Source organism: Streptomyces sp. MA5143a, from assembly GCF_900290235.1.
In the GTDB taxonomy this organism is placed as follows: domain Bacteria; phylum Actinomycetota; class Actinomycetes; order Streptomycetales; family Streptomycetaceae; genus Streptomyces.
This window is the reverse complement of the sequence record NZ_OLMK01000013.1, coordinates 1-26,981: the sequence shown is the minus strand read 5'-3', so window position 1 is coordinate 26,981 and position 26,981 is coordinate 1. Positions and strand designations below refer to the sequence as shown.

Annotated in this window: 27 protein-coding genes; 15 read left to right on the top strand and 12 right to left on the bottom strand. The window is 71.2% G+C overall.

Annotated elements, in window-relative coordinates:
- Nucleotides 1-11: 11 nt before the first annotated feature.
- A complete protein-coding gene (locus tag SMA5143A_RS06490; RefSeq protein WP_107461965.1) occupies nucleotides 12-1,415 on the bottom strand; it encodes a metallopeptidase TldD-related protein in 1,404 nt (467 codons plus the stop codon).
- Nucleotides 1,412-2,935: a TldD/PmbA family protein gene (locus tag SMA5143A_RS06485; protein WP_107461964.1), complete on the bottom strand. Its 1,524-nt coding sequence runs from the start codon at nucleotides 2,933-2,935 to the stop codon at nucleotides 1,412-1,414. Before SMA5143A_RS06485 ends, SMA5143A_RS06490 begins: the two co-directional genes overlap by 4 nt.
- Nucleotides 2,936-3,174: 239 nt before the next feature.
- Between SMA5143A_RS06485 and fabG the strand changes: the two genes are divergently transcribed.
- From fabG to SMA5143A_RS06470, 3 genes are all read left to right on the top strand, one after another.
- Complete coding sequence (gene fabG / locus SMA5143A_RS06480) at nucleotides 3,175-3,894, top strand: 3-oxoacyl-[acyl-carrier-protein] reductase (RefSeq protein WP_055515528.1); 720 nt, start codon at nucleotides 3,175-3,177, stop codon at nucleotides 3,892-3,894.
- A gap of 5 nt (nucleotides 3,895-3,899) precedes the next feature.
- Nucleotides 3,900-4,667: an enoyl-ACP reductase FabI gene (gene fabI, locus SMA5143A_RS06475; RefSeq protein WP_055539939.1), complete on the top strand. Its 768-nt coding sequence runs from the start codon at nucleotides 3,900-3,902 to the stop codon at nucleotides 4,665-4,667.
- Between the two features lie 159 nt (nucleotides 4,668-4,826).
- Nucleotides 4,827-5,234, top strand: a complete 408-nt coding sequence (locus SMA5143A_RS06470) for a hypothetical protein (RefSeq protein WP_107461963.1) — start codon at nucleotides 4,827-4,829, stop codon at nucleotides 5,232-5,234.
- 28 nt (nucleotides 5,235-5,262) lie between these two features.
- Here SMA5143A_RS06470 and SMA5143A_RS06465 read toward each other — a convergent pair whose 3' ends face one another.
- Nucleotides 5,263-5,928 carry a FadR/GntR family transcriptional regulator gene (locus tag SMA5143A_RS06465; RefSeq protein WP_107461962.1) on the bottom strand — a complete coding sequence of 222 codons (666 nt, stop codon included), beginning with the start codon at nucleotides 5,926-5,928 and terminating at the stop codon, nucleotides 5,263-5,265.
- Between the two features lie 91 nt (nucleotides 5,929-6,019).
- Here SMA5143A_RS06465 and SMA5143A_RS06460 point away from each other — a divergent pair, with 91 nt between their 5' ends.
- The 4 genes from SMA5143A_RS06460 to SMA5143A_RS06445 all read left to right on the top strand — a co-directional run bounded on the left by SMA5143A_RS06460 (nucleotide 6,020) and on the right by SMA5143A_RS06445 (nucleotide 8,738).
- Nucleotides 6,020-7,417: a CynX/NimT family MFS transporter gene (locus SMA5143A_RS06460; protein WP_107461961.1), complete on the top strand. Its 1,398-nt coding sequence runs from the start codon at nucleotides 6,020-6,022 to the stop codon at nucleotides 7,415-7,417.
- Between the two features lie 84 nt (nucleotides 7,418-7,501).
- Nucleotides 7,502-7,618: an SGM_5486 family transporter-associated protein gene (locus SMA5143A_RS43750; protein WP_099968646.1), complete on the top strand. Its 117-nt coding sequence runs from the start codon at nucleotides 7,502-7,504 to the stop codon at nucleotides 7,616-7,618.
- Between the two features lie 279 nt (nucleotides 7,619-7,897).
- Nucleotides 7,898-8,122 (top strand): hypothetical protein, encoded by a 225-nt coding sequence (locus SMA5143A_RS06450; RefSeq protein ID WP_107461960.1) that lies wholly within the window; start codon nucleotides 7,898-7,900, stop codon nucleotides 8,120-8,122.
- A 97-nt stretch (nucleotides 8,123-8,219) separates the two neighbouring features.
- Nucleotides 8,220-8,738: a SixA phosphatase family protein gene (locus tag SMA5143A_RS06445; protein WP_107461959.1), complete on the top strand. Its 519-nt coding sequence runs from the start codon at nucleotides 8,220-8,222 to the stop codon at nucleotides 8,736-8,738.
- Nucleotides 8,739-8,861: 123 nt separating this feature from the next.
- On the opposite strand, the gene serB is transcribed toward SMA5143A_RS06445, so the two are convergent.
- Nucleotides 8,862-10,073 (bottom strand): phosphoserine phosphatase SerB, encoded by a 1,212-nt coding sequence (gene serB, locus SMA5143A_RS06440; RefSeq protein WP_107461958.1) that lies wholly within the window; start codon nucleotides 10,071-10,073, stop codon nucleotides 8,862-8,864.
- 171 nt (nucleotides 10,074-10,244) lie between these two features.
- Entirely contained in the window at nucleotides 10,245-12,287 is a 2,043-nt protein-coding gene (locus SMA5143A_RS42925) for a streptophobe family protein (RefSeq protein WP_181361761.1), read from the bottom strand.
- A gap of 241 nt (nucleotides 12,288-12,528) precedes the next feature.
- Between SMA5143A_RS42925 and SMA5143A_RS06430 the strand changes: the two genes are divergently transcribed.
- Nucleotides 12,529-15,048 (top strand): ABC transporter ATP-binding protein/permease, encoded by a 2,520-nt coding sequence (locus SMA5143A_RS06430; RefSeq protein WP_107461957.1) that lies wholly within the window; start codon nucleotides 12,529-12,531, stop codon nucleotides 15,046-15,048.
- Nucleotides 15,049-15,133: 85 nt separating this feature from the next.
- On the opposite strand, the gene SMA5143A_RS06425 is transcribed toward SMA5143A_RS06430, so the two are convergent.
- The 3 genes from SMA5143A_RS06425 to SMA5143A_RS06415 all read right to left on the bottom strand — a co-directional run bounded on the left by SMA5143A_RS06425 (nucleotide 15,134) and on the right by SMA5143A_RS06415 (nucleotide 17,878).
- Nucleotides 15,134-15,802, bottom strand: a complete 669-nt coding sequence (locus SMA5143A_RS06425) for a transglycosylase SLT domain-containing protein (RefSeq protein WP_107461956.1) — start codon at nucleotides 15,800-15,802, stop codon at nucleotides 15,134-15,136.
- A gap of 298 nt (nucleotides 15,803-16,100) precedes the next feature.
- Entirely contained in the window at nucleotides 16,101-17,186 is a 1,086-nt protein-coding gene (locus SMA5143A_RS06420) for an S-adenosylmethionine:tRNA ribosyltransferase-isomerase (protein ID WP_107461955.1), read from the bottom strand.
- Nucleotides 17,186-17,878, bottom strand: coding sequence for an SDR family NAD(P)-dependent oxidoreductase (locus SMA5143A_RS06415; protein WP_107461954.1), 693 nt, complete (start codon nucleotides 17,876-17,878; stop codon nucleotides 17,186-17,188). The genes SMA5143A_RS06420 and SMA5143A_RS06415 overlap by 1 nt, the downstream gene beginning before the upstream one ends.
- A 242-nt stretch (nucleotides 17,879-18,120) precedes the next feature.
- On the opposite strand from SMA5143A_RS06415, the gene SMA5143A_RS06410 reads away from it, so the two are divergent.
- From SMA5143A_RS06410 to chpE, 3 genes are all read left to right on the top strand, one after another.
- A complete protein-coding gene (locus SMA5143A_RS06410) occupies nucleotides 18,121-19,266 on the top strand; it encodes a GAF domain-containing sensor histidine kinase (protein WP_107461953.1) in 1,146 nt (381 codons plus the stop codon).
- The gene (locus SMA5143A_RS06405; protein WP_055517946.1) at nucleotides 19,259-19,900 is read left to right on the top strand and encodes a response regulator; all 642 of its coding nucleotides are present in this window, start codon (nucleotides 19,259-19,261) and stop codon (nucleotides 19,898-19,900) included. The genes SMA5143A_RS06410 and SMA5143A_RS06405 overlap by 8 nt, the downstream gene beginning before the upstream one ends.
- Before the next feature lie 158 nt (nucleotides 19,901-20,058).
- Nucleotides 20,059-20,307, top strand: a complete 249-nt coding sequence (gene chpE / locus SMA5143A_RS06400) for a chaplin ChpE (protein WP_107461952.1) — start codon at nucleotides 20,059-20,061, stop codon at nucleotides 20,305-20,307.
- Nucleotides 20,308-20,379: 72 nt separating this feature from the next.
- On the opposite strand, the gene SMA5143A_RS06395 is transcribed toward chpE, so the two are convergent.
- Nucleotides 20,380-21,162: a hypothetical protein gene (locus SMA5143A_RS06395; RefSeq protein WP_099968635.1), complete on the bottom strand. Its 783-nt coding sequence runs from the start codon at nucleotides 21,160-21,162 to the stop codon at nucleotides 20,380-20,382.
- A 150-nt stretch (nucleotides 21,163-21,312) separates the two neighbouring features.
- Between SMA5143A_RS06395 and SMA5143A_RS06390 the strand changes: the two genes are divergently transcribed.
- From SMA5143A_RS06390 to SMA5143A_RS06380, 3 genes are all read left to right on the top strand, one after another.
- Entirely contained in the window at nucleotides 21,313-22,104 is a 792-nt protein-coding gene (locus SMA5143A_RS06390; RefSeq protein ID WP_055538595.1) for an ABC transporter ATP-binding protein, read from the top strand.
- Between the two features lie 145 nt (nucleotides 22,105-22,249).
- The gene (locus SMA5143A_RS06385) at nucleotides 22,250-22,681 is read left to right on the top strand and encodes an NfeD family protein (RefSeq protein ID WP_055538596.1); all 432 of its coding nucleotides are present in this window, start codon (nucleotides 22,250-22,252) and stop codon (nucleotides 22,679-22,681) included.
- 158 nt (nucleotides 22,682-22,839) lie between these two features.
- Nucleotides 22,840-23,787 carry an SPFH domain-containing protein gene (locus SMA5143A_RS06380; protein WP_055538597.1) on the top strand — a complete coding sequence of 316 codons (948 nt, stop codon included), beginning with the start codon at nucleotides 22,840-22,842 and terminating at the stop codon, nucleotides 23,785-23,787.
- 75 nt (nucleotides 23,788-23,862) lie between these two features.
- Here SMA5143A_RS06380 and SMA5143A_RS06375 read toward each other — a convergent pair whose 3' ends face one another.
- The 3 genes from SMA5143A_RS06375 to SMA5143A_RS06365 all read right to left on the bottom strand — a co-directional run bounded on the left by SMA5143A_RS06375 (nucleotide 23,863) and on the right by SMA5143A_RS06365 (nucleotide 25,885).
- Nucleotides 23,863-24,369 carry an HNH endonuclease gene (locus SMA5143A_RS06375; protein WP_107461951.1) on the bottom strand — a complete coding sequence of 169 codons (507 nt, stop codon included), beginning with the start codon at nucleotides 24,367-24,369 and terminating at the stop codon, nucleotides 23,863-23,865.
- Nucleotides 24,370-24,522: 153 nt separating this feature from the next.
- A complete protein-coding gene (locus SMA5143A_RS06370) occupies nucleotides 24,523-25,062 on the bottom strand; it encodes a YbhB/YbcL family Raf kinase inhibitor-like protein (RefSeq protein WP_107461950.1) in 540 nt (179 codons plus the stop codon).
- Nucleotides 25,063-25,102: 40 nt separating this feature from the next.
- Nucleotides 25,103-25,885 (bottom strand): sporulation protein, encoded by a 783-nt coding sequence (locus SMA5143A_RS06365; RefSeq protein ID WP_055517937.1) that lies wholly within the window; start codon nucleotides 25,883-25,885, stop codon nucleotides 25,103-25,105.
- Nucleotides 25,886-26,085: 200 nt separating this feature from the next.
- On the opposite strand from SMA5143A_RS06365, the gene SMA5143A_RS06360 reads away from it, so the two are divergent.
- A complete protein-coding gene (locus SMA5143A_RS06360; protein WP_107461949.1) occupies nucleotides 26,086-26,727 on the top strand; it encodes a DNA-3-methyladenine glycosylase in 642 nt (213 codons plus the stop codon).
- Nucleotides 26,728-26,981: the final 254 nt, after the last annotated feature.

The window sequence follows — 26,981 nt, the reverse complement described above, 5'->3', positions numbered from 1 at the left end:
CGACTACGAGGTTATACGCCCTGGCTGACAGAGCTCATATTGAAATCCGGCACCCGCAGCGCGGGGGTGGCCGCCCTGGTGAAGTAGTCGCTCCACTCCCTCGGCAGGGTCTTCTCCGTGCGCCCCGCCTCGGTGGCCCGCCCGAGCAGGTCCACCGGCGACTCGTTGAACCGGAAGTTGTTGACCTCGCCCGTCACCTCGCCGTTCTCCACGAGGTAGACGCCGTCGCGGGTCAGCCCGGTCAGCAGCAGCGTCGCCGGGTCGACCTCGCGGATGTACCACAGGCAGGTCAGCAGCAGCCCGCGTGCGGTGTTCGCGACCATCTCCTCCAGGGAGCGGTCCTCACCGCCGTCGAGGATGAGGTTGCCGATGGCGGGCACCACCGGCAGACCGGTCAGGCCCGCGCTGTGCCGGGTGGTGGGCAGATGCGCGATCTCGCCCTCGCGGATCCAGTCGGTCGCCTCCAGCGGCAGCCCGTTGTCGAACACGGAGCTGTCGCCGCCGGAGGAGTGGGCGAGCACGAAGGGCGCCGACTCCAGCCCCGGCTCGAAGGGGTCGCTGCGCAGCGACAGCGGCAGGTCGGTGAGCCGCTCGCCGATCCGGGTGCCGCCACCGGGCTTGCTGAACACGGTCCGGCCCTCGGCGGCGTCCCGCGCCGACGCCGACCACATCTGGTAGATCAGCAGGTCGGCCACCGCCGTCGGCGGCAGCAGCGTCTCGTACCGTCCGGCGGGCAGCTCGATCCGCCGCTCGGCCCACCCGAGCCGTACGGCCAGCTCCGCGTCCAGGGCCGCCGGGTCGACGTCCTTGAAGTCCCGCGTGGAGCGGCCCGCCCACGCCGAGCGCGTACGGTCCGGGGACTTGGCGTTGAGCTCCAGCGTGCCGTTCGGCTGGTCGTGCCGCAGGCGCAGCCCCGTCGAGGTGCCCAGATAGCTGGTGACCAGCTCGTGGTTGGCGAAGCCGTACAGCTCGCGGCCGCCCGCACGCGCGCGTGCGAAGGACTCGCCGAGCGCCGGGGCGAAGTCGGCGAACACCGCGGAGGAGGTCTCCGCGGGCGGCTCCGTGAAGTCGGGGGACGGCTGCACGCCCGTGACGAGCGGCTGGGCGTCCTCGGCGGGCCCGGCCCCGCGCGCGGCCTCCTCGGCGGCCCGTACCAGCGGCTCCAGTTCCTCGGCGGTGACGGCCGAGCGGGACACGACCCCGGAGGCGGTGCCCTCCTTGCCGTCGACCGTGGCGACGACGGTCACCGACCGCCCCCGCGTGACCCCGTTCGTGGTCAGCGCGTTGCCCGCCCAGCGCAGGTTGGCCGTCGAGTACTCGTCGGCGATGACCACGCACCCGTCGGCCCGGGACAGTTCGAGAGCACGCTCGACGATCTCGTGCGGCTTGTGTGCCTTGTTGACGGGCGCGCTCATCGACCTGCCTCCTGCGTGGTGTTCAGAATGTTGACGCCCTTGAACAGGGCGGAGGGGCAGCCGTGCGAGACCGCGGCGACCTGGCCCGGCTGGGCCTTGCCGCAGTTGAAGGCACCGCCGAGGACATACGTCTGCGGCCCGCCCACGGCCGCCATGGAACCCCAGAAGTCGGTCGTCGTGGCCTGGTAGGCGACGTCCCGCAGCTGCCCGGTGATCCGCCCGTTCTCGATCCTGAAGAACCGCTGACCGGTGAACTGGAAGTTGTACCGCTGCATGTCGATGGACCACGACCGGTCCCCGACGACGTAGATACCGCGGTCGACACCGCCGATCAGGTCCTCCGTGGACAGCCCGGCAGGATCCGGCTGGAGCGACACGTTGGCCATGCGCTGGACCGGGACGTGCCCGGGGGAGTCGGCGTAGGCGCAGCCGTTGGAGCGGCCGAGGCCGGTCAGCCTGGCGATACGGCGGTCGAGCTGGTAGCCGACGAGGGTGCCGTCCTTGACGAGGTCCCAGCTCTGGCACTTCACCCCCTCGTCGTCGTACCCGATGGTCGCGAGGCCGTGTTCGGCGGTGCGGTCACCGGTGACGTTCATCCGCTCGGAGCCGTACCGCAGCTTGCCGAGCTTGTCGAAGGTGGCGAAGGACGTGCCGGCGTAGGCGGCCTCGTAGCCGAGCGCGCGGTCCAGCTCGGTGGCGTGACCGATGGACTCGTGGATGGTCAGCCACAGGTTCGACGGGTCGACGACGAGGTCGTAGAGGCCCGCCTCGACGCTCGGTGCCCGCATCTTCTCGGCGAGCAGCTCGGGGATCCGCGCCAGCTCGTCGTCCCAGTCCCAGCCGGTGCCCGTCAGATACTCCCAGCCCCGGCCGACCGGCGGCGCCAGGGTCCGCATCGAGTCGAACTCACCGCTGGACTCGTCGACGGACACGGCGGTCAGCGACGGGTGCAGCCGGACCCGCTGCTGCGTGGTCACGGTGCCCGCGGTGTCCGCGTAGAACTTGTTCTCGTGCACGGTGAGCAGCGAGGCGTCCACGTGGTTGACCCCGGCGGCCGCCAGCAGCCGCGCGCTCCAGTCCGTGAGCAGCGCGGACTTCTCCTCGTCGGGGACGGTGAACGGGTCGATCCCGTACGAGGAGATCCACGTCTTCTCCGCGTGCACCGGCTCGTCCGCCAGTTCGACCCGCTCGTCCGACCCTGCCGCCTCGATGACCTTCGCCGACAGCTTCGCCATCGCCACCGCCTGCGAGGCGACCTTCGCGGCGGCGTCCATCGTCAGATCCACCCCGGAGGCGAACCCCCAGGTCCCGCCGTGCACCACGCGCACCGCGTACCCGAGGTCGGTCGTGTCCGACGACCCGGCGGGCTTGGCGTCCCGCAGCCGCCAGGACGCGCTGCGCACCCGCTCGAACCGGAAGTCCGCGTGCTCGGCCCCGAGCGCACGCGCGCGTGCGAGCGCGGCGTCGGCCAGGGCCCTTAGCGGCAGTGCCGTGAAGGCTTCGTCGATGGAATGAGGCACCGAGGTCTCCCTGCTGTCGTGGCCTGTCGGTTCCGATCATGTCGCGCCCGCGGGCACCCGGACCACATCTTTCCGCGCCGCCCCCGATGGTTTTCTGTAGGGACCCCACAGTGACTCCCTCACGCCACTGTCAGTGCCCGAATGCCCGCGCGACGGGCCCGACCGATAGGTTTTCGAGGAAGGCGCCTGCGTCCAGGCAATCGGGCAGGTGTGCAGACCGCTATGGAAAGGGTGATCCGTTGAGCCGCTCGGTTCTCGTCACCGGAGGCAACCGGGGCATCGGCCTCGCCATCGCCCGCGCGTTCGCCGAGAACGGCGACAAGGTCGCCTACACATACCGCTCGGGCGAGCCGCCGGCCGCCCTCGCGGAGTTGGGCTGCCTCGCGGTCAAGTGCGACATCACCGACTCCGAGCAGGTGGAGCAGGCCTACAAGGAGATCGAGGCCGAGCACGGTCCGGTCCAGGTCCTCGTCGCCAACGCCGGCGTCACCAAGGACCAGCTCCTGATGCGGATGTCCGAGGAGGACTTCACCTCGGTCATCGACACCAACCTCACCGGCACCTTCCGTGTCGTCAAGCGCGCCAACCGCGGCATGCTGCGCGCCAAGAAGGGCCGCGTCGTGCTGATCTCGTCGGTCGTGGGCCTCTACGGCTCGCCCGGCCAGGCCAACTACGCCGCCTCCAAGGCCGCGCTGGTCGGTTTCGCGCGGTCCCTCGCCCGTGAGCTGGGCTCGCGCGACATCACCTTCAACGTCGTCGCGCCCGGTTTCGTCGACACCGACATGACCAAGATCCTCACCGACGAGCAGCGCGCGGGCATCGTCTCGCAGGTGCCGCTCGGCCGGTACGCGCAGCCCGAAGAGATCGCCGCGACGGTGCGGTTCCTCGCCTCGGACGACGCCTCGTACATCACTGGAGCCGTCATCCCCGTAGACGGCGGACTGGGAATGGGTCACTGATCACCATGAGCGGAATCCTCGAGGGCAAGCGCGTCCTGATCACCGGTGTGCTGATGGAGTCCTCCATCGCCTTCCACACCGCCAAGCTGGCCCAGGAGCAGGGCGCGGAGATCATTCTCACCGCCTTCCCCCGGCCCACGCTGACCGAGCGCATCGCCAAGAAGCTCCCGAAGCCCACCAAGGTCATCGAGCTCGACGTCACCAACGAGGAGCACCTCGGGCGCCTGGCCGACGTCGTCGGTGAGGAGCTCGGCGGCCTCGACGGCGTCGTCCACTCCATCGGCTTCGCCCCGCAGGACGCGCTCGGCGGCAACTTCCTCAACACGCCGTTCGAGTCCGTCGCGACCGCCATGCACGTCTCGGCGTACTCGCTGAAGTCGCTGACGATGGCCTGCCTGCCGCTGATGCAGAACGGCGGTTCGGTCGTCGGCCTCACCTTCGACGCGAAGTTCGCCTGGCCGCAGTACGACTGGATGGGCCCGGCCAAGGCCGCCCTGGAGGCCACGAGCCGTTACGTCGCACGTGACCTGGGCAAGCAGAACATCCGCTGCAACCTGGTCTCCGCCGGCCCCCTCGCCTCCATGGCCGCCAAGTCCATCCCGGGCTTCGGTGAGCTGGCCGCCGTGTGGGACCACCGTTCGCCCCTGGAGTGGGACCTCAAGGACCCGGAGCCGGCCGGCCGCGGTGTCGTCGCCCTGCTCAGCGACTGGTTCCCGAAGACCACCGGCGAGATCATCCACGTCGACGGCGGGCTGCACGCGATCGGCGCGTGACGCCACCCGTGGCCTGACGGTCGGGTCGAGGGCCCGTGTCCACCCGGACACGGGCCCTTCGCGCATCCCCCGTTCGGCCCATCCGACGGGCCGCCCCGGCCGGGTGCCGCGCACGCTGGACGTACACCGCCCAGCCGCTCGGCCGAGGAGGTCTCCCTTGTGCGTCTGTCCCGCAGCTCCGCCCCCGTGGCCGTCGCCCTGGCTCTCGTACTGTCCCTTCCGTACGAAGCGATCCCGAACGCGCGCGTGGAGACCCGGAACCTGACCGGACCACGGCACGCGCGTGTGACGGCCGACCGTCCCGACCCTTTCGGGGCGGCCTGCAACTACACGGTCGTCGGCTCCCGGGTGGTCGGGTACTGCTTCAACCCGTACCCGGACCCCGATCGGGTCCGCCTGCACATCGAGTGCGCGCGCTGGTGGGACATCGACAGTGACGGCGCCCCCGTCGAGACGGGTCCCGCGCGGACCGTGCGGTTCACCGGGCGCTGCTGGAAGGAGGTCCGCGCCGTGTGGTTCAGCCACCAGCGGCCGGACGACCGACCCCTCGGGGGCGGGGACGGCTGACCCGCCAGGGGCGCGGACGGCTGACCCGTCAGGGGCGGCAGTGGAACGGATAGCCGGCCGCCTCCGTCGCCGCGGACTCCGCGTCGCCCGCGCGGATGGCGTCCACGAGCCGGGCGTGGTCCATGTAGGCCTCCGGCGTCAGCTCCGCGCCGACGTCGTCGCGCAGCCAGTCCCGCAGGACCTCGCCCAGGTCCGCGTAGACGGCGGTGACGACGTCGTTGTGGGACGCGGCCACCACGGCCAGGTGGAAGGTCGTGTCGGCCGACACGAAGGTCTCCGCGTCGCCGGAGGCCCAAGCCTCCTCGCGTCGGGCGAGGAGCGCGTCCAGTTGCTTCAGGTCCTTCTCGGTGCGCCGCTCGGCCGCCAGCTTCGCGGCGCTCGACTCGAGGGCGGAACGCAGCTCGGCGATGTGCCGGGGGTCGGCGTCCGCGAAGCGGCGGTGCATGACCCCCGCCAGCTCGCTCGTCGCGACGACGAAGGTGCCGGAGCCCTGGCGGATGTCCAGCAGACCGTTGTGCGCGAGGGCACGGACGGCCTCACGGACCGTGTTCCGGGCGACGCCCAGCTGCTCGACCAGCTCCGGCTCGGTCGGGATGCGGGAGCCGACCGGCCACTCACCCGAGGTGATCTGGTTCCGCAGCGCCGCGATGACCTGCTCGGACAGCGCCGAACGGCGGGGATGACTCAAGGGCATGACACACCTTCGCACGGTCCGGGACGAAGGGCGTGGCCGCCCCGTCGAGAGACTCGACAACCAATCATCCTATGATTCTATGATGTAAGGCATGGCGAGCGAGGAAACCCTGAGGACGACGTCCGTGTCCACCCGCACACCCGACCGGATCGAGTCGCCCGGCGCACGGGTGCGACCGGGCACGCGCGCGTGGACGACCCGGCTGATGATCCTGGGCATCGTTCTGACCGCCCTCAACCTCCGGCCCGCCATCACCAGCCTCGGCGCCCTTCTCGAAGAGGTGCGCGACGGACTCGGCATGAGCGGCAGCGTCGCCGGACTCCTCACCTCCGTGCCGCCCCTCTGCTTCGCCGTGTTCGGGAGTCTCGCCCCACGGCTGGCCCGCCGCTTCGGTCCCGCCGCCGTGGTGTGCGCCGGCATGGCCGCGATCGCCACCGGGCTGGTCGTCCGGCCCTACGCCGGCACCACCGCCGGATTCGTGGCCGCCAGCGCCCTGGCCCTGATGGGCATCGCCGTCAGCAACGTCCTCATGCCGGTCATCGTCAAGAGCTGGTTCCCCGACCGGGTGGGCTCCATGACCGGCCTGTACTCCATGGCCCTCGCCCTCGGCACCTCCGCCGCCGCAGCTGTCACCGTCCCCCTGACGGAGGCGCTCGGCGGCACCTGGCAGACCGGCCTCACCGCCTGGGCGACCCTCGCGGCGGTGGCGGTACTGCCGTGGCTGCCGTTCGTACGGACAGGGGGCACGCGGGGCGCGGGGCGTGCGGCCGAGGGTGTCGGACGGGACGCGGCCGGCGGCTCGGGGCCCGCGCGTCGGGACGCGGTCGTGGGCGCGGGCCCCGCGCGCCGGGAGGTACCCGGGGAGCCCGGGGCCGTGCCGGACGACGGTGCCGCGCCGCGTGTCACACGGAGCCGTACCGCCTGGGCGCTCGCCGTGTTCTTCGGGCTCCAGGCGACCGCCGCCTACATCACGATGGGCTGGATGCCGCAGATCTTCCGGGACGCCGGGGTCCCCGCGGACACGGCCGGTGTACTGCTCGCCGTGACGATGGTGATGGGCGTACCGCTGGCCTTCGTGATCCCCCGGCTCGCCACCCGGCTGCCCCACCAGGGGCCCATCGCGGTCGCCCTCGGCCTCTGCGGGCTCCTCTCGTACGCCGGTCTGTACCTCGCCCCGGCCGGCGGCGCCTGGGTGTGGGCGCTGCTGCTCGGCGTCTCCAACTGCTCCTTCCCGCTGGCGCTCACCCTGGTCGGTATGCGGGCCCGGACCGGAGAGGGCGTCGCCAAGCTGTCCGCGTTCGCGCAGAGCACGGGCTACCTGATCTCGATCCCGGGCCCGCTCCTCGTCGGCGTCCTCTACCAGCACAGCGGCGGCTGGGGCCTGCCCCTGGCCCTCATGGCGGCCCTGATGGTCCCGCAGATAGCGGTGGGCGCCCTGGCGGGCCGCGACCGCATGATCGAGGACGAGACGGCCGCGACGGCCTGCTGAGGCGGCGGACCGACGGGCAGCGGGGAGAGGGCGTCCGGCCCACCCCCTGCGCCGCGCGGAGGGGCGGGGTGCGAGACTGGGCGCATGCCCGTGCTCGACCCGAATCCCCAGAACGGCCAGAAGAAGATGCTCGTGGTCTTCGGCTCGTTCCTCGCCATCTTCATCGTCATCGGCATCATCGCGGCGATCGCCTCCCCGTGACCCCCGGGCGGCCGACGCCGAGGGCTCCACGCCCCGGCGGGCCGCGGTGCCGCCCAGCGCCGGGAGTTTGCCAGGCCGCGCGCCACAACGTCACCACGCGCGACCCTCATGGTGGGGCTAACCCCCCATCCCCTAGGGGGTGAGTCTCAGGGTGAAGTGGGTGGATCACCGGATAGGCCGTGCCGCCCGGATTCCGTAGCTTCGAAGTGTGGCCGCGGGGGACTCGCGAGGACCCTACGGAGGAGCGGCCACCGACGACGCGAAGACCTCGGAGGCGGCATGTCGGCCCGTACGCACACGCGACCCCACCCGGTGGCCCCGGCGCCCACGGGCGGCATGGACATCCGCCTCCCCTGGTGGGCCCTCGCCCTGCCCGCCCTCGGCTTCGTCACCCTCCTGCTGCTGATCCTCGACCCCGCGGACGCCCACGCCGCGAGCGGCGACCCGCTGGTCGCCCACGTCTTCGAGCGCATACAGAGGCTCCTGACGGCCCTCGTCCCGTGACGCTCGGCCGAGCCCACGGCGGCACGAACACAGGTCGCGGATATCCGCACTTCAACTCCCTGCGCCCCATGGCCTGTTTCGTGCGAAGCTGGGACCCATGAGCGTCGCAGAACCCCGCAGGATTGTCCTCTTCCGGCATGCGAAAGCCGACTGGCCACAGGTGTCCGACCATGAGCGGCCCCTCGCCGACCGGGGCCGAATGGACGCCGCCGTCGCCGGACGCAAGCTCGCCGACAGCGGCATCTCCTTCGACCTTGCCCTCTGCTCCACCGCCGTCCGGACCCGTGAGACCTGGAAGCTGGCCGTCCACGAGCTGCCCGAGCGACCGAAAACCGTCTACGAGGAGCGGATCTACGAGGCCTCTCCCGGCGATCTGATCGCCCTGCTCAACGAGACCCCGGACGACGCGCAGACCGTCCTCCTGGTCGGCCACAACCCCGGCGTCCAGGCGCTCGCCGAGATCCTCGCCGGCCAGGCCGAGGGCGACGCCCGCGAGCGCATGAGCCGACGCGACTTCCCGGCCGCCGCCTACGCCGTCATCTCCTTCGAGGGTTCCTGGAAGAGCCTGGAACCGGGCGTCGGCACCCTCGTCGACTACTGGGCGCCCACGGAGTAACCGGCCAGGCCACCCCGGCACCAGGGGCACCCTGGGCACGCCCGCACGGCATTCGGCACGACGAAGGCCCGGCAGCGCAGCGCTGCCGGGCCTTCCCGCGTCGTCACACGCCGCCGCCGGCGCTCACTGCTCGTCGTGGGTGTCCGCCGCCTCGACCTCTTCCCGTGTGACACCCAGGAGGTAGAGCACGGTGTCGAGAAACGGGAAGTTCACCGCGGTGTGCGCGGCCTCCCGTACGACCGGCTTTGCGTTGAAGGCGACGCCGAGACCGGCCGCGTTGAGCATGTCGAGGTCGTTCGCCCCGTCGCCGATCGCCACGGTCTGCGCCAGCGGCACCCCCGCCTCGGCGGCGAACCGGCGCAGCAGCCGCGCCTTGCCCGCGCGGTCCACGATCTCCCCGACGACCCTGCCGGTCAGCTTGCCGTCGACGATCTCCAAGGTGTTGGCCTGCGCGAAGTCCAGCCCCAGCCGGTCCTTCAGATCGTCCGTGACCTGGGTGAAGCCACCCGAGACGACACCGACCTGGAAACCGAGCCGCTTCAGCGTGCGGATCAGGGTGCGCGCCCCCGGCGTGAGCCGCACCTCGCTGCGTACCTTGTCCACCACCGAGGCGTCGAGCCCCTCCAGCAGCGCCACACGCGCGTGCAGCGACTGCTCGAAGTCCAGCTCACCGCGCATCGCGGCCGCCGTCACCTCGGCGACCTCCTTCTCGCACCCGGCGTGCGCCGCGAAGAGTTCGATCACCTCGTCCTGGATGAGCGTGGAGTCCACGTCCATGACCACCAGCCGCTGGGCCCGCCGGTGCAGCCCCGCCGCGACCACGGCGACATCCACGCCGAGTGTCACCGACTCGGTCACCAGCGCCGTCCGCAGCGTCTCCGGCTCGGTGCCCGACACGGCGAACTCCACCGCCGTCACCGGGTACTTGGCGAGCCGGAAGATACGGTCGATGTTGCCGCCGGTCGCGGTGATCCGTGCGGCGATCCGGGCCGTGGACTCGGCGGTCAGCGGGTGTCCCAGCACGGTGACGTGCGAGCGGCCGAGACCGCGGGGCCGGTTGTCGCCCAGGCCGGAGATGATCTCCGCCTGCATCTTCATGGACTCCGCCCAGCCGTGGACGGTGGCCCGCAGATCGCCCTCCTGACCGGCCGGCGGCACGGTCACCAGGGCGCACAGCACGATGCGGCCACGGGTGACGACCTGCTCGATGTCGACCACGTCGACTGCGTACGCGGCCAGGGTGTCGAACAGCCCGGCGGTGATGCCCGGCCTGTCCTTGCCGAAGATCTTGACGAGGAGAGTGGGGACGTCAGAGGAGGTCTGCGAAGCGCTCATGATGGTCCAACCGTATCCGGGACCCCCCGCCTTGCGCCCCTGAGGTCCGCCCAGCGGACGGAGAACTCTGGGTTACCAGCGGCTGAAGGGGGCCCGGATCGTGTACGAAGCGCGGGGGCGGCACCGGAATCCCCCCTTCCACAGCCGCGGGAGCCCTCCGCGCGGAGCCTCTCATCGACCCCGCGGCCCCGCCCCCGGCGCCGGAGGGGGCGGTGGAGGCGGAGGGGGCGGTGGAGGCGGTGGAGGCGGAGGGGGCCCGTCGTCCGGTGGCGGCGGCGGAGCCGGCCACCGCCCGGCCCCCGAACCGCTACCCGACCCCGAACGGCTACCGGCGCCCGACCCGGACCCCGCTCCCACGCCCGACCCTGTCCCTGTCCCCATGCCCGGTCGGCGAGGCGGCGGCGTGAACCGCCTCGCCACGGTGGGCGCGCCGTACACATCGGGCGGCCGTCGCCCGTCGGGCCCCGGACCGCCGCTCCCCGCACCCCGGCCCTCCCCGGGCGCCCCTCGCCCACCTCCCGTGCGGCTGTCCTCCTCGCCCCGCCCGGCAGCCCTCCGCCCGCTCCCACCCGATCCCGGCCCCTCCGGAGCCCCCCGCCCCTCTCCTCGCCCCCCACCCTGGTCCTGTCGCCCCTCGCCCTGCCCGGGCCGCAGCAGCTCCTCCGGCACCCGCAGATAAGGGTTGGTGTCCGGGTTCGGCGGCCGGTACGGCGTACCCGGCGTGTACGGGCCCCACGGGGAGACCAACGAGGGAGACCCGGCGGCCGGGGCCCGCCCCGCACCGAGGGCCTGCGGAGCGGCCCGCCGCCCCGCCGCGCCCGTGGCGCACGCCAGCAGCGCCCCGGCGGCGCCCGCGCCCGCACCCCACACCGCGCCCAGCACGAGAGCCGTCGCCGCCCGCCCGTGCAGCTCGATCCCCGCGCCGAACGCGTCGATGCCGAGCACGGCCAGCGAGGCGTCCACCGACACCTCCGTCAGCAGCACAAGAAGGGGGAGTGCCACCGCCGTCGCGACGCCCAGCCGAAGTGCGCAGTGCCCCGCGAACCCGAGCGCGCCCCCGCCTCGTGCACCCGCACCATCCGCGGCCCCGGCGGTCGGGGGAGACACCCGCCCGGCGAAAGGCGTACGCACGGCGGTCAGCGCGCCCGCGTACAGCATCGTCAGGGCGGCCGCCACGCCCAACAGCCACACCCTGGAGTCCAGTTCGGCCAGGCGGCCGAGGGTGACGGGTTCGTTCGCGTCGACGCGCAGCAGGGCGTCGAGCGGGTCGGGCAGCAGGTTCGCGAGCGCTCCCGTGGCCCTGCCGTCCCAGGGGACGAAGAGGCCGAGGGGCACGCCGAGCCAGACGCCGTTGGGCGCTCCGAGCAGGGCCGCGCCCGCGATCCGCCTCGGGTGGGGGTCGCCGGCCGCCGCGTACGCCGCCGCCGCGAGCCCCGCCGCGACCGCCACCAGCAGCACGGTCACCACCGCGGACACGGCGGGCCGCGCCACCCGGTGCACGGCCTCCAGGCCGCGCGGCAGGGGAGTGTGGCGCGAGGCCAGCAGGGCGACCAGCAGCACCCCGAGGCACCACAGCAGGCCGCCCAGCACCGTGGGCGCCGCGTCGACGGTGAACCCCACCTGCGCGTCGGCGCCGGCGAGGTCGCCGAGCCGGTCCGGGAGCAGCCCGCCGCCGATGTCCCGGATGTCGCCGAGCCCGGGGATCTCGACGCCGCCGAGGTCACCGCCGCCGGGCAACTCGTCGAGGCCCAGGTCGCCGCCGTCCAGGGTGATCACGGCCTGGCCGGCGTAGGCCAGGCCGCCCATCAGTGCCGCGAAGAGGACGACCACCGCGCCCACACGCGCGAGGAGTTCGGCCGCGGTGAGGACAACTCCCGCGCCGCGCAACGAGCGCAGGAAGAACCAGGCCAGCAGGAGCGCCCCCACGAGGCCGACACCCAGTGGCGTGATCTCGATGGCGGTCGTGGCCCGGGCTCCTTCCAGGCCAAAGACGGACACATCGCCGGACGGGGTCACCGACCCACCCGCACCGAGCGCCACGAGCGCCGCGGTCATGGGCCCGAGTTCACCCGCGGAGTCGGCCCCCAGCAGATGCAGACCGAGCGCCGCCGTGCCCGCCATGCCGATCAACGACCAGCTCACGGCGGCGATCGCGGAGAACACGACGTCCCCCCAGCGCACGCTCCCGCCCTGGCCGGCACTCCGGTTGCTCATGGTCGGACCCCCCGATCCGCATCGCGGCGTTGCACCGCTGATGTCCCCCTCGCGTGGGATTACCACTCTCCGGCCCGGTTTCAACCCCGTCAACGGGACGGGGCGACGCCCCCGTACGTTCTCTTCACAAGGCCCGACTTTCGGTCAAGGGGTCGAGCCTGAAATAGTTCCCCCCGATGTTCGACATCCCTAGACTCCCTGTGATGGGGGTAACTCGGGGGACAACTCAGTGGGGCATGGAGTGCCGGAACTCGTACTGGAATTGAACGGACAAACCTGGACGCTCGATCCGTCCAGGGCATACACCCTCGGACGTGATCCGCAGGGGGATATCGTGTTCGACGACGCCAGGGTCTCCTGGCGCCACGCCACGATCAGCTTCAGCGGCCGTAGTTGGGTGATCGAGGACCACGGCAGCACCAACGGCACATTCGTGCAGGGCCAGCGGATCCACCAGTTGGAGATCGGCCCCGGCTCGGCCGTGCACCTGGGCAACGCGACCGACGGCCCGAGAGTCAGCCTCTCCGGCACGGCCGCGGCGGTGTCGCAGCCGCAGCAGCAGCCGTACGCCGCGCAGGGCGCGAGCGCCGGATACGCCGCCCAGCAGGCGCCGCAGCAGCAGGCACCGCAGGCGGGCTGGCAACAGCCGCAGCAGCCCCAGGTCCCGCATCAGCAGGGCCATCCGCAGCAGGGCCCCGGTGGTGGCGCGGGGGCGCCGCCGGTGTACGGCGACCGCAGCCCGACCACGTTCCACCAGCTGGCCCTCGGCCGGGTGATGCGCATCGGTCGTGCCCTGGAGAACGACCTGGTCGTCTCCGACCTCCAGGTCTCCCGGAACCACGCCGAGTTCCACGCGACGCCCGACGGCCGCTTCGAGATCCGTGACCTCGGGTCCCACAACGGCACGTTCGTCAACGGTATGCCGATCGCCAAGGGCGGCACGGCACTCCTCGGTCCGAACGACATCGTCGGCGTCGGCCACTCGACGTTCCGCATCATCGGGGACCGTCTCGAGGAGTTCGTCGACACCGGTGAGGTCTCCTTCTCCGCGCGCCATCTGACGGTCACCGTCGACGGCGGCAAGCAGATCCTCAAGGACGTCTCCTTCGGCGTCCCGGAGAAGTCGCTCATCGCGGTCATCGGCCCCTCCGGCTCCGGCAAGTCCACCCTGCTCAAGGCGCTCACGGGCTACCGCCCCGCCAACCAGGGCGACGTCCTCTACGACAACCGGAACCTGTACAAGCAGTTCGCCGAGCTGCGCCAGCGCATCGGTCTGGTCCCGCAGGACGACATCCTGCACAAGGAGCTGACCGTCAAGAAGGCCCTCAAGTACGCGGCCAAGCTCCGCTTCCCGGCCGACACCACGGCCGCCGAGCGCGAGGCCCGCATCGACGAGGTGCTGCGCGAGCTGAAGCTCGACATCCACAAGGACAAGAAGGTCACGTCCCTCTCCGGCGGCCAGCGCAAGCGCGTCTCGGTCGCCCTGGAGCTGCTGACCAAGCCGTCGCTGATCTTCCTGGACGAGCCGACCTCCGGCCTCGACCCGGGCATGGACCGCGACGTCATGCAGCTGCTGCGCGGCCTCGCCGACGACGGCCGCACGGTCCTCGTGGTCACCCACTCGGTGGCCGAGCTCGCGATCTGCGACAAGCTGCTGGTCATGGCGCCGGGCGGCTCGGTGGCGTACTTCGGCCCGCCCGAGGAGGCCCTGAACTTCTTCGGCTACGAGACCTGGGCCGACGTCTTCTCCGCCTTCGAGAACTACCGCGACTACGACTGGGCGGGCCGCTGGAAGGGCTCGCAGCACTACCAGATGTACGCCGCGGACATCGACGCCGTCGCCCCGCAGTCGGTGCACATGCCGCCGCCGCAGTCGATGCGCCCGCCGAAGCCGCAGAGCTGGTTCTCCCAGCTCGGCACCCTCGTCCGCCGCTACCTCGCGGTGATCGTGTCGGACAAGGGCTTCCTGGCGCTGACGGTGATCCTGCCGGCCGTCCTCGGCGCGGTGAGCCTGCTCATCGACCCGGACAAGGACCTGCTGGTCAGAAAGGTGAACCCGGCGACCAACCTGCCCATCCCGAACGGCACCGCCACCACGGTGCTGCTGATCCTCGCGGTCGGCGCGTGCTTCGCGGGCGCCGCCAACTCCGTCCGTGAGCTGATCAAGGAACGGGTGATCTACGAGCGGGAGCGGGCGACCGGTCTGTCGCGCTCGGCGTACCTGATGTCGAAGGTCATCGTCCTCGGCACGGTCACCGTCCTCCAGGGCGCCATGGTCGGCGCGATCGGCTTCGCCAGCCGGACCATCCCCGACGAGGCCCTGATCCTCGGCGAGGGCAAGGTCGCCGTGATGCTCGAACTCTCCATCCCGATCATGGGCCTCGGCTTCACGTCGATGATGTTCGGCCTGGTCATCTCCTCGCTGGTGAAGACCGCCGAGAAGACCATGCCGCTTCTGGTGATGTTCGCGATCGTCCAGGTCGTCTTCACCGGGTGCCTCTTCGCCCTGCACGGCAGCCCCGGCGTCAACGAGTTCTCGTACCTGATGCCGTCGCGCTGGGCGGTCGCCGCCGCCGGTGCCACGCTGGACTTCAACAACATCAGCCCGCCCAAGGAGGCCGGCGACACGGACCCGCTGTGGGACCACACGGCCGGCGTCTACGCCTTCGACATGGTCGCCCTGGTCCTGATCGGCGTCGTCTGCGGCATCCTCGTGGCCCGCTTCCTGCGCCGCCACGAGCCCGAGGTCATGCGGAAGTAACCGAGGGCACCGGCACACACGCCGAAGGGCGGCACCCCACCAGGGGGTGCCGCCCTTCGACGCTTCACCGGGGTCCGCGCCGACCTCAGTAAGCGCTGTTGACGTTGTCGATCGACCCGTAGCGGTCGGCCGCGTAGTTCGCGGCGGCCGTCAGGTTGGCGACCGGGTCGTACTGGCTCCACGCGGTGCCCGGGACGTGGTAGGCGTCGAAGGTCGGCTTGATGACCTGGAGCAGACCGATCGACGGGACGCCGTTCTGGGCGTTGATGTCCCAGTTGTTGATGGCCCTCGGGTTGCCCGAGGACTCCCGCATGATGTTCTTGTGCAGACCCTGGTACGTGCCCGGGATCTTGTGCTTCTTCATGATGTCGAGGGCCTCGCGGATCCAGCCGTCGAGGTTGTTCGGGTAGCTCTTGGCAGCGGCGGCCTTGACCTGCGCGACGCGCTTGGCGGACCGGCTCGCGGCCTCCTTCTTCGCACGCTCCTGCGCGGCCTTCTGCTGCGCGGCGACCACGGCGGCCTTCTTCCCGGCGTCGGCCGCCTGGTCGACGACGCTCGCCTTGACCGTCTGGACCGGGTTCTGGCTGAACGCCACCGGCGCCGCGGAAACCGTCTTCGTGGCGGTCTGAGCCTCGGCCGGCACCAGCGAGAACGCGACGGCGGCGGCGCCGACGGCGGCCACTCCGGCGAACGAGAGCTTGTGGGCCTTGGACAGCACGGGACGGTTACCGGGGTTCTTGGCGTTCAGCGACATGAGTGATGGACCTCTTCGAATAGCGCGGAGGTCGCTCTCGGCCGGGTGGGGACCTTGCGTTTCCAGCACAAGCGCCGTGGGCGGAAACCCACGGCGCCGAGCGACGAAAGCAATTCTTAGCGGCCGCAAAATCCGGTGGCAAAGGTGTGACGTACGATGCTGCTTAGTGGACGCGGAAGCGGCAAAACGGGACAGAACAGCCCGTCTGTCCCGTTCAAACCGGGCGTATCCATCTCCTAGGCAGCTTCGTACGTGATGTGGACCCTATGCCCGGCCTCACATCGGCGACGCCGTGTCTTCACATGCAGTTGCTGTCGCAATGCGCAGGGTGAGGTATCTCCGGAGGAAGAATGAGATGCACGTCGCCGAACTCGTGCCACAGGTAGTCCCCCGCCAGCGCCTCGTCGTACGCCCGCTCCACCGCCGCCCGCCCCGCGACCGCCTCCAGCATCAGCACATGCGACGCCTCCGGCTCGTGCAGCCCGGTCACCAGCCCGTCGACCACCCGCACCCCCCGCTCCGGAGTGACCACCAGGTCCGTCCACCCCCCACCGGCCCGTACGACACCGTCGGCGCCGGCCGCGGACTCCACGGCCCGCACGGCCGTCGTCCCCACCGCGACCACCCGCCCGTCGCCCGCCCCGACCGCGTTGATCAGCCGCGCCGACGCCTCCGGCACCGCGAACCGCTCCGGATACGGCGGCTCGTGCGCCTCCGCCGACGCGACCCCCGTGTGCAGGGTGACGGGCGCGAACTGCACCCCCCGGCTCACCAGCTCCGCCACCAGCCGCGGAGTGAAGGGCCGCGCCGCACTCGGCATCTCCGCGCTGCCCTCCCCGTCCTCGGACGGCAGCGCGAACACCGTCTGGTACACGGACAGCGGCTGGTCCCGCTCCGTGTAGGAGTACCGGATGGGCCTCCCGTGCTCCCGCAGCAGCCCCAGGACGTCCGGCGACGACACCCGCGCCCACCACAGCCGCCCGCCCCGCCCGCTCAGCGCCTCCTCCAGAACCAGCCCCGCACCCCCGGGAAGCCGCACCGCCGCCCCCGCGGGACCACCCGCACGCGCGCGCGTGGTGCCCCTGCCGTCGGGGTCCCGCAGCTCTACGGCCCACCGCCCGTCATCGCCCCGCGTGGAGAAATGCACCACCACGCGCGTGTGCCCGATCATTCCGTCGACGGCCGCCGCCAACGTCGACGACGTGTTCACCACCAGCAGGTCCCCGGCCCGCAGCAGCCGGGGCAGCTCCACGAACGCGTGGTGCGACACCTCCGTACCGTGCGACACCAGCAGCCGTACGGAGTCCCGGTCGAGCCCCGGCCCGCGCTGCTCGACCGGCACCCGCGCCGACCGGTTCCCGGGCACCTTCAGCGCCGTCGCCATCACGCCTCCAGCAGGGACGGCGCCCCGTACCGGCCGCTGGCGGGCCGCCTCTCGATCAGCCGCAGGAACGCCGGCACCACACTCTCCGGACGCGGCCGCGGACCGTCGTCGTCCGGCACCGCCGCCGCGTACAGATCGGTGCCCATGTCCCCGGGATCCACCGCCCACACCCGCAGCCCCGGCTCCTCAACCGCCAGCACCGCCGACAGATGGTCCAGCGCCGCCTTCGACGCCCCGTACCCGCCCCACGTCTCGTACGCCTCCGCCGCCGCGTCCGAGCTGACGTCGATCACCGTGCCCGCGCCGGACGCCCGCAGCAGCGGCAGCGCCTCCTGGACCAGCCCCAGCGCCGCGACCACATTCACCTCAAGGGCCCACCGCAGCCCCTCCAGGGCCAGCTCCTCCAGCCGGACGAGCGGCTCGGCGCCCAGCGCGCTCGCGTTGTTCACCAGCAGGTCCAGCCCGCCCAGCGCACGGGCCGCCGCGACCAGCGCGGACCGGTGCGCCGCGTCCGTCACATCCCCCGCCAGCGCCTCGACCCGCGTCCCGTGCGCCACCAGCTCCTTCGCCGTGCCCCGCAGGACCTCCTCGGTCCGCGCGTCGAGCACCAGGTCCCATCCCCGTGCGGCCAGCGCTTCCCCCAGCGCCCGTCCCAGGCCCTTGGAAGCCCCCGTGATGATCGCCACCGGCATGACATCGTCCCCTCGTCGCCCGCCGCCTCCCGCTCCGGTCGGCGGTGATCCCAACGTAGGAACCCGGCCCTCCCCACCGCCTCGTACGCGGGCCCCGGTACGCCAAGGCCCTTCGCCCTAGGCCACCGGTCGGGGCCCCGGGACCTAGGACCGGTCGTAGGCCCGGAACCTAGGTCCGACGGCCGGGGCGGCGCCGCCCGCGGTCCGATCCGCGCTGTTGGACCCGCCGGTACGGTGAGCTCATGAGTCAAGGTCCCCGGTCGGGCCTCGCGGCGGTGAGTTCCGCGCTGCTGGCCATGAGCAGACACCTGGAGATGAGGGACGTCCTGAAGACGATCGTCGCCTCCGCCCGAGAGCTGCTCGACGCCGAGTACGCCGCCCTCGGCGTCCCCGACGACCACGGCGGCTTCGCCCAGTTCGTCGTCGACGGCGTCACCGACGCGCAGTGGAAGGCCATCGGCCCCCTCCCGCGCCAGCACGGCATCCTCGCCGCGATGCTCCACGAGGCCACCCCCGAGCGCCTCGCAGACGTCCGCGAGGACCCGCGCTTCGAGGGCTGGCCCACCGCCCACCCCAACCTGGTCGACTTCCTCGGCCTGCCCATCCGCGACGGCGACGAGGTCATCGGTGCCCTCTTCCTCGCCAACAAGCGCTGCCCCCGCCCGGAGGGCGGCTGCGGTTTCACCGAGGACGACGAGGAACTGCTGTCGATCCTCGCCCAGCACGCCGCGATCGCCCTGACCAACGCCCGCCTCTACGAGCGCAGCCGCGAGCTGACCATCGCCGAGGAACGCTCCCGCCTCGCCCACGAGCTGCACGACGCGGTCAGCCAGAAGCTGTTCTCCCTGCGGCTGACCGCCCAGGCGGCCGCCGCCCTGGTCGACCGCGACCCCTCACGCGCCAAGGGCGAGCTCCAGCAGGTGGCCGCCCTCGCCGCCGAGGCCGCGGACGAGCTGCGCGCCGCCGTCGTCGAACTGCGCCCCGCCGGGCTGGACGAGGACGGCCTGGCCGCCACCCTGCGCACCCAGGTCCACGTCCTCGACCGCGCCCACACGGCCCGCGTCACCTTCTCCGCCCGCGGCGCCCGCGCGCTGCCGGCGGCCCAGGAGGAGGCCATGCTCCGCGTCGCCCAGGAGGCCCTGCACAACGCCCTGCGCCACTCGGGCGCCGAGCACGTCGACGTCGCCCTGGAGCGCCGGGGCACCGGCGCGGTGCTGCGGATCACCGACGACGGCACCGGCTTCGACCCGCAGGCCATACGCCGCGCGGGACGCCACCTCGGCCTCGTCTCCATGCGTGACCGGGCGAGCGGGGTCGGCGGCACCCTGACCGTGGAATCGGCGCCCGGCAAGGGCACCACGATCGAGATGGAGGTCCCCGGTGGCTGACGCAATCAAGGTGCTGCTCGTCGACGACCACCAGGTGGTCCGCCGGGGCCTGCGCACCTTCCTCGAGGTGCAGGACGACATAGAGGTCGTGGGGGAGGCCGCCGACGGCGCCGAGGGCGTCGCCCGCGCGGAGGAGCTCCGGCCCGACGTCGTCCTCATGGACGTCAAGATGCCGGGCATGGACGGCATCGACGCGCTCCGCAGACTCCGCGAACTCGACAACCCCGCGCGCGTGCTCATCGTCACCAGCTTCACCGAGCAGCGCACCGTCGTCCCGGCCCTGCGCGCCGGCGCCGCCGGGTACGTCTACAAGGACGTGGACCCCGACGCCCTCGCCGGCGCCATCCGCTCCGTGCACGCCGGACACATCCTGCTCCAGCCGGAGGTCGCCGGGGTGCTCCTCTCCCAGGAGGAGGCCAACTCCGGTCAGGGGAGAGGCGGTTCGCTCACCGAGCGGGAGCGGGAGGTGCTCGGTCTGATCGCCGACGGCCGCTCCAACCGGGAGATCGCCCGCGCCCTGGTCCTGTCCGAGAAGACGGTCAAGACCCACGTCTCCAACATCCTGATGAAGCTCGACCTGGCGGACCGGACCCAGGCCGCGCTGTGGGCGGTGCGCCACGGTGTGACCGGATGATGTGCCGATTGTCCGGAAACCCGGAAGGTTCCCCTCCGATCTGAGATTCATACCGTCGGGTGTATGTCCCCCGGATGGCGCATCCTCGGCGGGGCCCCGCCGTTCTTCAGTGCGTGCTGCGTGCGACCGCCGCAGTGATCGCGAGGAAGGGCTCAGAAGTGAAGAACCTGAAGAAGGCCGCCGCTGTCACGATGGTGGCCGGTGGCCTCGTCGCCGCCGGTGCGGGCATGGCCTCCGCCACCGACGGCGGGGCGCACGCGGGCGGCAAGGCCGTCGGCTCGCCGGGCGTCATCTCGGGGAACCTCATCCAGGCCCCCGTCGACATCCCGGTCAACGTGGTCGGCAACAGCGTCAACGTCGTGGGCGTCCTGAACCCGGCCTTCGGCAACCTGGGTGTCAACCACTGACGTTCCGCCCCGGAGCACCAGTGACCACCGGCCTTCCGGACCCCTCCGGAAGGCCGGTCAGCCATGTCCGCACTACCCTCGCTCCCGCTCCTCCACGAACGCGTTGTACGCCGCCACCTGCGCCCGCCGGGCCGTCCGCTCCACCGGTCGCAACGCGGCCACCCGGGAGCCCATCTCGGACGCGCTCACCGCACCCCCGTGCCCGTTCTCGTACGCCAGCGAGATCAGCAGCCCCACCCGCTGCGCCAGCTCCAGCACCCGCACGGCCCGCGGCGGATACCCGGGCGCGAGCACCTCACGCCCCCGCTCGGCCCGCGCCCGGTACGCGTCGATCGCCGCCTCCGCCACCGGACCCGACGCCGCCACGTCCAACCGGGACAGCACGGCCGTCGCGTCCCGCAGCGCCTCCGCCAGCTCCCGTTCGGCCTCCCCGAGGGACGGCACATCGGCGGGCGGAGCCTCCCGCACCTCCAAGCAGTGCCAGACCACCTCGACGTGCTCGTCGCCCGAGGGCCCGGCCGTGTACACCTCAGGCACCAGACCCAGCGCACCCCCGTGGCACACCACGGCCTCCTCCGCCTCCAGCGCCCGCTTGTTGAACTCCGGCGGCCCACTGAGCCCCAACGGATGCCCCGGCGCGGGCAGGGCCACCCGCAACCCCGTCACCCCCAGCGCCCGCAACCGCCCCAGCGCGAGCGTCAGCCCGACGGGCCCCGACTCACCGGGCAACCCCTCCACCCGATGCACCGCGTCCTCCCCGACGATCGCGAGCACCGCGTCATCCGGTGAGACAAGTCCGGCAAGAAGGGCGTTTCCCCATGCGGCAAGGCGTCCTGAACGTGGTTCCGAGAGCATGCCCCCACCCTAAGGACCGACCGATGGAATGGACGGCCCGACCGGTGGCGTAGATTTCCCTGAGGGCTGCGCCCACCCGGCGGTGGCTCCAACCACAGGCGTACGCGACAGCCGAGACAGGCCGACACTGCAAGGGGAGACAGCGCGCTCATGAGCGATGTTCTGGAGCTGGAGGACGTATCCGTGGTCCGCGAGGGCCGGGCTCTGGTGGACCAGGTCTCCTGGTCGGTCAAGGAGGGCGAGCGCTGGGCCATCCTCGGCCCGAACGGCGCGGGCAAGACCACCCTCCTCAACGTCGCGTCCAGCTACCTCTACCCCAGCAAGGGCACCGCCACGATCCTCGGCGAGACCCTCGGCCGGGTCGACGTCTTCGAACTGCGCCCCCGCATCGGCATGGCCGGCATCGCCATGGCGGAGAAGCTCCCCAAGCGCCAGACCGTCCTGCAGACCGTGCTGACCGCCGCGTACGGCATGACGGCCACCTGGAACGAGGACTACGAGGAGATCGACGAGCTCCGCGCCCGCGCCTTCCTCGACCGCCTCGGCATGACCGAGTACGTCGACCGCAAGTTCGGCACCCTCTCCGAGGGCGAGCGCAAGCGCACCCTCATCGCCCGCGCCCTGATGGCCGACCCCGAGCTGCTCCTCCTCGACGAGCCCGCCGCGGGCCTCGACCTCGGCGGCCGCGAGGACCTCGTCCGCCGGCTCGGCCGCCTCGCCCGCGACCCCATCGCCCCCTCCATGATCATGGTCACGCACCATGTCGAGGAGATCCCCCCGGGCTTCACCCACGTCCTGATGATCCGTCAGGGCAAGGTTCTCGCGGCGGGTCCCCTGGAGCTGGAGCTGACCTCCCGCAACCTCTCCCTCTGCTTCGGTCTCCCGCTCGTCGTCGAGCAGGTCGGCGAGCGCTGGACGGCCCAGGGCCTGCCCCTCACCTGACCTCCGACTTCTCCCGCCGATCCGCCGGTCGGGCACCCCCGCTCCACAACCCGGGCCGGACGCGACCGACTTGGCGGATCCGCTGTAAGCGATCTTCGGCCGTGCGCTCTGTCGGCGGGGCGATCCCGGTCCTACCATGGACGATGTGGACAGCATCGACGCATGGGTGTGGTGGCTGATAGGCGCGGCCGGGCTCGGGATCGCCCTCGTCGTGACCGCGATGCCGGAACTGGGCATGCTCGCCCTGGGCGCCGTCGCCGGCGCCGTGACGGCGGGACTGGGCGGCGGTGTCGTCCTCCAAGTGGTCGTGTTCGCCGTCGTGTCCGTGGCGCTCATCGCCGTCGTACGGCCCGTGGCCGCCCGCCACAGAGCCGGGCGGCCCGAACTCGCCACGGGGATCGACGCCCTGAAGGGCAAGCACGCCGTCGTCCTGGAACGGGTCGACGGTTCCGGCGGCCGCATCAAGCTCGGCGGCGAGATCTGGTCCGCCCGCTCCCTCGACTCCGGACTCACCTTCGAGGTGGGCCAGGAAGTCGACGTCGTGGAGATCGAAGGAGCCACCGCGATCGTCATGTGACCTCGCACGACGCGGTCACGACGCGATCACGCAATGCACCGAACGTCCCACCTGGCAGGCGCTGTTCTGCCAGACTCGACGAGCAAGATCCTCAACAGGCAAACAGGCATAAGATCTTCCACAGGCGCCGCGGCGGAGAAGGGCACGGGGAGCGAACGATGGAACCGATCATCATCGTCCTGATCATTCTGGTGGTGTTGGTCTTCATCGCCCTGATCAAGACCATCCAGGTCATCCCACAGGCGAGCGCCGCCATCGTGGAGCGCTTCGGCCGCTACACGCGCACGCTCAACGCGGGCCTCAACATCGTGGTCCCGTTCATCGACTCCATCCGCAACCGCATCGACCTCCGCGAACAGGTCGTGCCGTTCCCGCCCCAGCCGGTGATCACCCAGGACAACCTGGTCGTGAACATCGACACGGTCATCTACTACCAGGTCACCGACGCCCGCGCCGCGACCTACGAGGTCGCCAGCTACATCCAGGCGATCGAACAGCTCACCGTCACCACGCTCCGCAACATCATCGGTGGCATGGACCTGGAGCGGACCCTGACCTCCCGCGAGGAGATCAACGCGGCCCTGCGCGGGGTCCTCGACGAGGCGACCGGCAAGTGGGGCATCCGCGTCAACCGCGTCGAGCTCAAGGCGATCGAGCCGCCCACCTCCATCCAGGACTCGATGGAGAAGCAGATGCGCGCCGACCGTGACAAGCGCGCGGCGATCCTCACCGCCGAAGGTACGCGCCAGGCGGCGATCCTGACCGCCGAGGGTGAGAAGCAGTCCCAGATCCTGCGCGCCGAGGGTGAGGCCAAGGCCGCCGCCCTGCGCGCCGAGGGCGAGGCCCAGGCCGTCCGTACGGTCTTCGAGGCCATCCACGCCGGTGACCCGGACCAGAAGCTCCTCTCCTACCAGTACCTCCAGATGCTCCCGAAGATCGCCGAGGGCGACGCCAACAAGCTCTGGATCGTCCCCAGCGAGATCGGCGACGCCCTGAAGGGCCTCTCCGGCGCCATGGGCAACTTCGGCAACCTGGGCGGCGGCCCCACCGTCCCCAAGCCAGCCGACGGCAACGCCGACCGCCGCGAGAAGCCGGCCATCGACTGAACACGGCGAACGGGCCCGCCCTTCCACCAGGAAGGGCGGGCCCGTTCGCCGTACGACGGCAGTCGGTGACGCCGGTTACGCGGCACCCTTCGACAGCCAGCCCGGCAGCGCGTCGAAGTCGTCATGTCCCAGGGACAGCAGCATCGCGTCCGCCGGAGTCGGCTCGAACGGCTGCCGCAGCAGCGGCATCCCCGCCTCGTCCGGAGTCCTGTTCGCCTTGCGGTGGTTGTCCTCCGCGCACGACGCGACCGTGTTCAGCCAGCTGTCGGAGCCACCCTTGGACCGCGGCACCACATGGTCCACGGTCGTCGCCCGCCTGCCGCAGTACGCGCACCTGTGCCTGTCCCGTACCAGCACACCCCGCCGCGACCACGGCGCTTGTCTTCGGAACGGCACCCTCACGTACCTGCAGAGCCTGATCACCCGGGGCGCCGGTATGTCGACCGCGGCTCCGCGCATGCGCAGTTCGGGGTGGGTCTGCTCGACGACGGCCTTGTCCTGCAGCACCAGAACGACGGCCCGGTTGAGCGTCACCGTCGACAGCGGCTCGAAGCTCGCGTTCAGTACCAGCGTGTCCCGCATCCCAGCCCACCTCCTGTGCACCAGCCCACCCCCCGGCAGGCTTGGATCAACTGTGGCCGGGCACGCCGAGATGGACAACGCAATAAAAAATGCCCGCCTCTGATCACTTCCAAGACCAGAGGCGGGCAAACGTTCAATGAACGTCCGGCTTCGTTACTTTTCCGCTACAGCGGCGTACTCCCCGATGAGCTGGGCGCGCGCCAGCGTGTGGAAACGAAGGTTGAATCCCACCACGGCGGGCGAAGCGTCGGAATCCGGACCGAGCTTCTCCTGATCCACGGCGTACACCGTGAACACATAACGGTGCGCCGGGTCACCGGGCGGCGGGGCGGCCCCACCGAAGTCACGTGTCCCGTAGTCGTTGCGCGCGTGCACCGCGCCCTCGGGCAGTCCCTCGAACTTCCCCGACCCCGCACCGGTCGCCAACTCGGTCACCGACACCGGGATGTCGAACACGACCCAGTGCCAGAACCCGCTGCCCGTGGGGGCGTCCGGGTCGTAGCAGGTCACGGCGAAGCTCTTGGTCTCCGGCGGGAAACCCTCCCAGCGCAGCTGCGGAGAGGTGTTCCCGCCCGCGTAGACCTGAGCGTCCTTGAGCGTCGCCCCCGGCTCGACGTCCTTACTCGTGACCGTGAAGGACGGCACGACCGGATGGAAATCGTGGGGGAGCGGCGGCCTCTTCGGCTCGGTCACCTCGGTACCTCCTGGTGGATCCTGTGGGTTGGTTCAGAGCCTAGAACCAGCTGCGCTTGCTGCCGACCTCCGACAGCCACTGGTTCAGGTAGGCGGCCCAGTCCGTGTTCCCGTAGTCCTGGAGCCCCACCCGGAACGAACGGAACGAGTCGCTGCCCTCACTGAACAGCCCCGGCTTCTTGTCCATCTCCAGCACGACGTCCATCTCGCGCTCGTCGGCGACGAAGCTCAGCTCGACCTGGTTCAGCCCGTGGTACTGCTGCGGCGGGAAGAACTCGATCTCCTGGTAGAAGGGCAGCTTCTGCCGCGTGCCCCGGATGTGGCCGCGCTCCATGTCCGCGTTCTTGAAGCGGAAGCCCAGCTGGATGAAGGCGTCCAGGATCGCCTGCTGCGCCGGCAGCGGGTGCACGTTGATCGGGTCGAGGTCACCGGAGTCGACCGCACGCGCGATCTCCAGTTCCGTGGTCACACCGATGTGCATCCCCGGCAGCGTCTGGCCCTGGATGGTGGTGACCGGCGTCTCCCACGGGATCTCCAGCCCGAACGGCACCACGTGCACCGCCTGCGCCTTCAGCTCGAAGGCACCCCCGAGACGCTGCTTCAGGAACTCGATGTCCTGCTTGTACTCGGCGTCCTGGCCCTCGACCTCGACCCGGGCCTGAAGACCGACCGACAGCGCCTCGATCTGCTGGTCCACGGAACCGCCCTGGATCCGCACCTCACCCTGGACGACACCGCCCGGCACCACATTGACCTCGGTCAGCACCGTCTCGACCGAAGCGCCACCGGCCCCCAGGCTCGCGAGCAGTCGCTTGAACCCCATGTCTGTTCCTCCCGTCAGGCAACGCCTGTGTATCTGTGTGGCTCTGTAGTTCTGTATGGGTGGATCGCTCTGTGTGGCGTGGATCCTTGATCCCTACAAACGCGAACCGACGGTGACCGGTTCCGGGTCCCCACACTTCCAAGGAGGACGCTTCCTCGCCACCCATCGGCCCGCACCCGTCTGGACTACGCTCGTACGCCATGATCGCGACCCCCGACCGTACGCCCCTGGCCCGAGAGTTCTTCGACCGCCCCGTCCTGGAGGTCGCCCCGGACCTCCTCGGACGTGTCCTCGTGCGCACCACCCCGGACGGTCCGATCGCACTCCGCATCACCGAGGTCGAGGCCTACGACGGTCAGAATGACCCCGGTTCGCACGCGTTTCGCGGACGCACCGCCCGCAACGGCGTGATGTTCGGTCCACCCGGCCATGTGTACGTGTACTTCACGTACGGCATGTGGCACTGCATGAACCTGGTGTGCGGGCCGGAGGGCCGGGCGAGCGCGGTCCTGCTGCGCGCCGGCGAGGTGATCGAGGGCGCGGAGTTGGCTCGCAAACGTCGAATCTCGGCCCGAAATGACAAGGAACTGGCCAAAGGGCCGGCCCGCCTGGCCACCGCCCTGGACGTGGACCGCGCACTCGACGGCACGGACGCCTGTTCGCCCGACGACCCCCCTCTTACGGTCCTGACCGGCACACCTGTCCACTCCGACCAGGTGCGCAACGGTCCCCGTACCGGTGTCGCGGGCGACGGAGGCGTCCACCCCTGGCGCTTCTGGATCGCCGACGACCCCACGGTGAGCCCGTATCGGGCCCATGTCCCCCGCCGCCGCCGAACTTGACTCGCCTCCGGGCGGTCCGTAACGTAGCCCGAGCCGCTTGAACCGGGTACGGCAGTCAGCCAGCAGCCGGAAGCGGCCACCCACTACCTACGACAACCCCTCGGCGGGGGCGAATTAGGCATGCCCTGATTCGAGTCCGCAGAACTCAATTATGAGTTGCCAGGGGAATCGGCTAACGTAGTGAATGTCGAAAGGCCGCGAGGGAAACCGAGAGGCCCAAAGGCAGCCGAAAGGCAAATCCCACCGACAGGGAA

Excerpts from the sequence above, each read along its gene's own strand:
- SMA5143A_RS06465 (WP_107461962.1), bottom strand. The coding sequence starts at position 5,928 with ATGCCCTTGAGTCATCCCCGCCGTTCGGCGCTGTCCGAGCAGGTCATC.
- SMA5143A_RS06450 (WP_107461960.1), top strand. The coding sequence starts at position 7,898 with ATGTCGGCCCGTACGCACACGCGACCCCACCCGGTGGCCCCGGCGCCC.
- SMA5143A_RS06390 (WP_055538595.1), top strand. The coding sequence starts at position 21,313 with ATGAGCGATGTTCTGGAGCTGGAGGACGTATCCGTGGTCCGCGAGGGC.
- SMA5143A_RS06415 (WP_107461954.1), bottom strand. The coding sequence starts at position 17,878 with ATGCCGGTGGCGATCATCACGGGGGCTTCCAAGGGCCTGGGACGGGCG.
- SMA5143A_RS06380 (WP_055538597.1), top strand. The coding sequence starts at position 22,840 with ATGGAACCGATCATCATCGTCCTGATCATTCTGGTGGTGTTGGTCTTC.
- SMA5143A_RS06425 (WP_107461956.1), bottom strand. The coding sequence starts at position 15,802 with ATGTCGCTGAACGCCAAGAACCCCGGTAACCGTCCCGTGCTGTCCAAG.
- SMA5143A_RS42925 (WP_181361761.1), bottom strand. The coding sequence starts at position 12,287 with ATGAGCAACCGGAGTGCCGGCCAGGGCGGGAGCGTGCGCTGGGGGGAC.
- SMA5143A_RS06410 (WP_107461953.1), top strand. The coding sequence starts at position 18,121 with ATGAGTCAAGGTCCCCGGTCGGGCCTCGCGGCGGTGAGTTCCGCGCTG.
- fabI (WP_055539939.1), top strand. The coding sequence starts at position 3,900 with ATGAGCGGAATCCTCGAGGGCAAGCGCGTCCTGATCACCGGTGTGCTG.
- SMA5143A_RS06445 (WP_107461959.1), top strand. The coding sequence starts at position 8,220 with ATGAGCGTCGCAGAACCCCGCAGGATTGTCCTCTTCCGGCATGCGAAA.
- SMA5143A_RS06490 (WP_107461965.1), bottom strand. The coding sequence starts at position 1,415 with ATGAGCGCGCCCGTCAACAAGGCACACAAGCCGCACGAGATCGTCGAG.
- SMA5143A_RS06360 (WP_107461949.1), top strand. The coding sequence starts at position 26,086 with ATGATCGCGACCCCCGACCGTACGCCCCTGGCCCGAGAGTTCTTCGAC.
- SMA5143A_RS43750 (WP_099968646.1), top strand. The coding sequence starts at position 7,502 with ATGCCCGTGCTCGACCCGAATCCCCAGAACGGCCAGAAGAAGATGCTC.
- SMA5143A_RS06420 (WP_107461955.1), bottom strand. The coding sequence starts at position 17,186 with ATGGCGACGGCGCTGAAGGTGCCCGGGAACCGGTCGGCGCGGGTGCCG.
- SMA5143A_RS06365 (WP_055517937.1), bottom strand. The coding sequence starts at position 25,885 with ATGGGGTTCAAGCGACTGCTCGCGAGCCTGGGGGCCGGTGGCGCTTCG.
- serB (WP_107461958.1), bottom strand. The coding sequence starts at position 10,073 with ATGAGCGCTTCGCAGACCTCCTCTGACGTCCCCACTCTCCTCGTCAAG.
- SMA5143A_RS06375 (WP_107461951.1), bottom strand. The coding sequence starts at position 24,369 with ATGCGGGACACGCTGGTACTGAACGCGAGCTTCGAGCCGCTGTCGACG.
- SMA5143A_RS06395 (WP_099968635.1), bottom strand. The coding sequence starts at position 21,162 with ATGCTCTCGGAACCACGTTCAGGACGCCTTGCCGCATGGGGAAACGCC.
- SMA5143A_RS06460 (WP_107461961.1), top strand. The coding sequence starts at position 6,020 with ATGGCGAGCGAGGAAACCCTGAGGACGACGTCCGTGTCCACCCGCACA.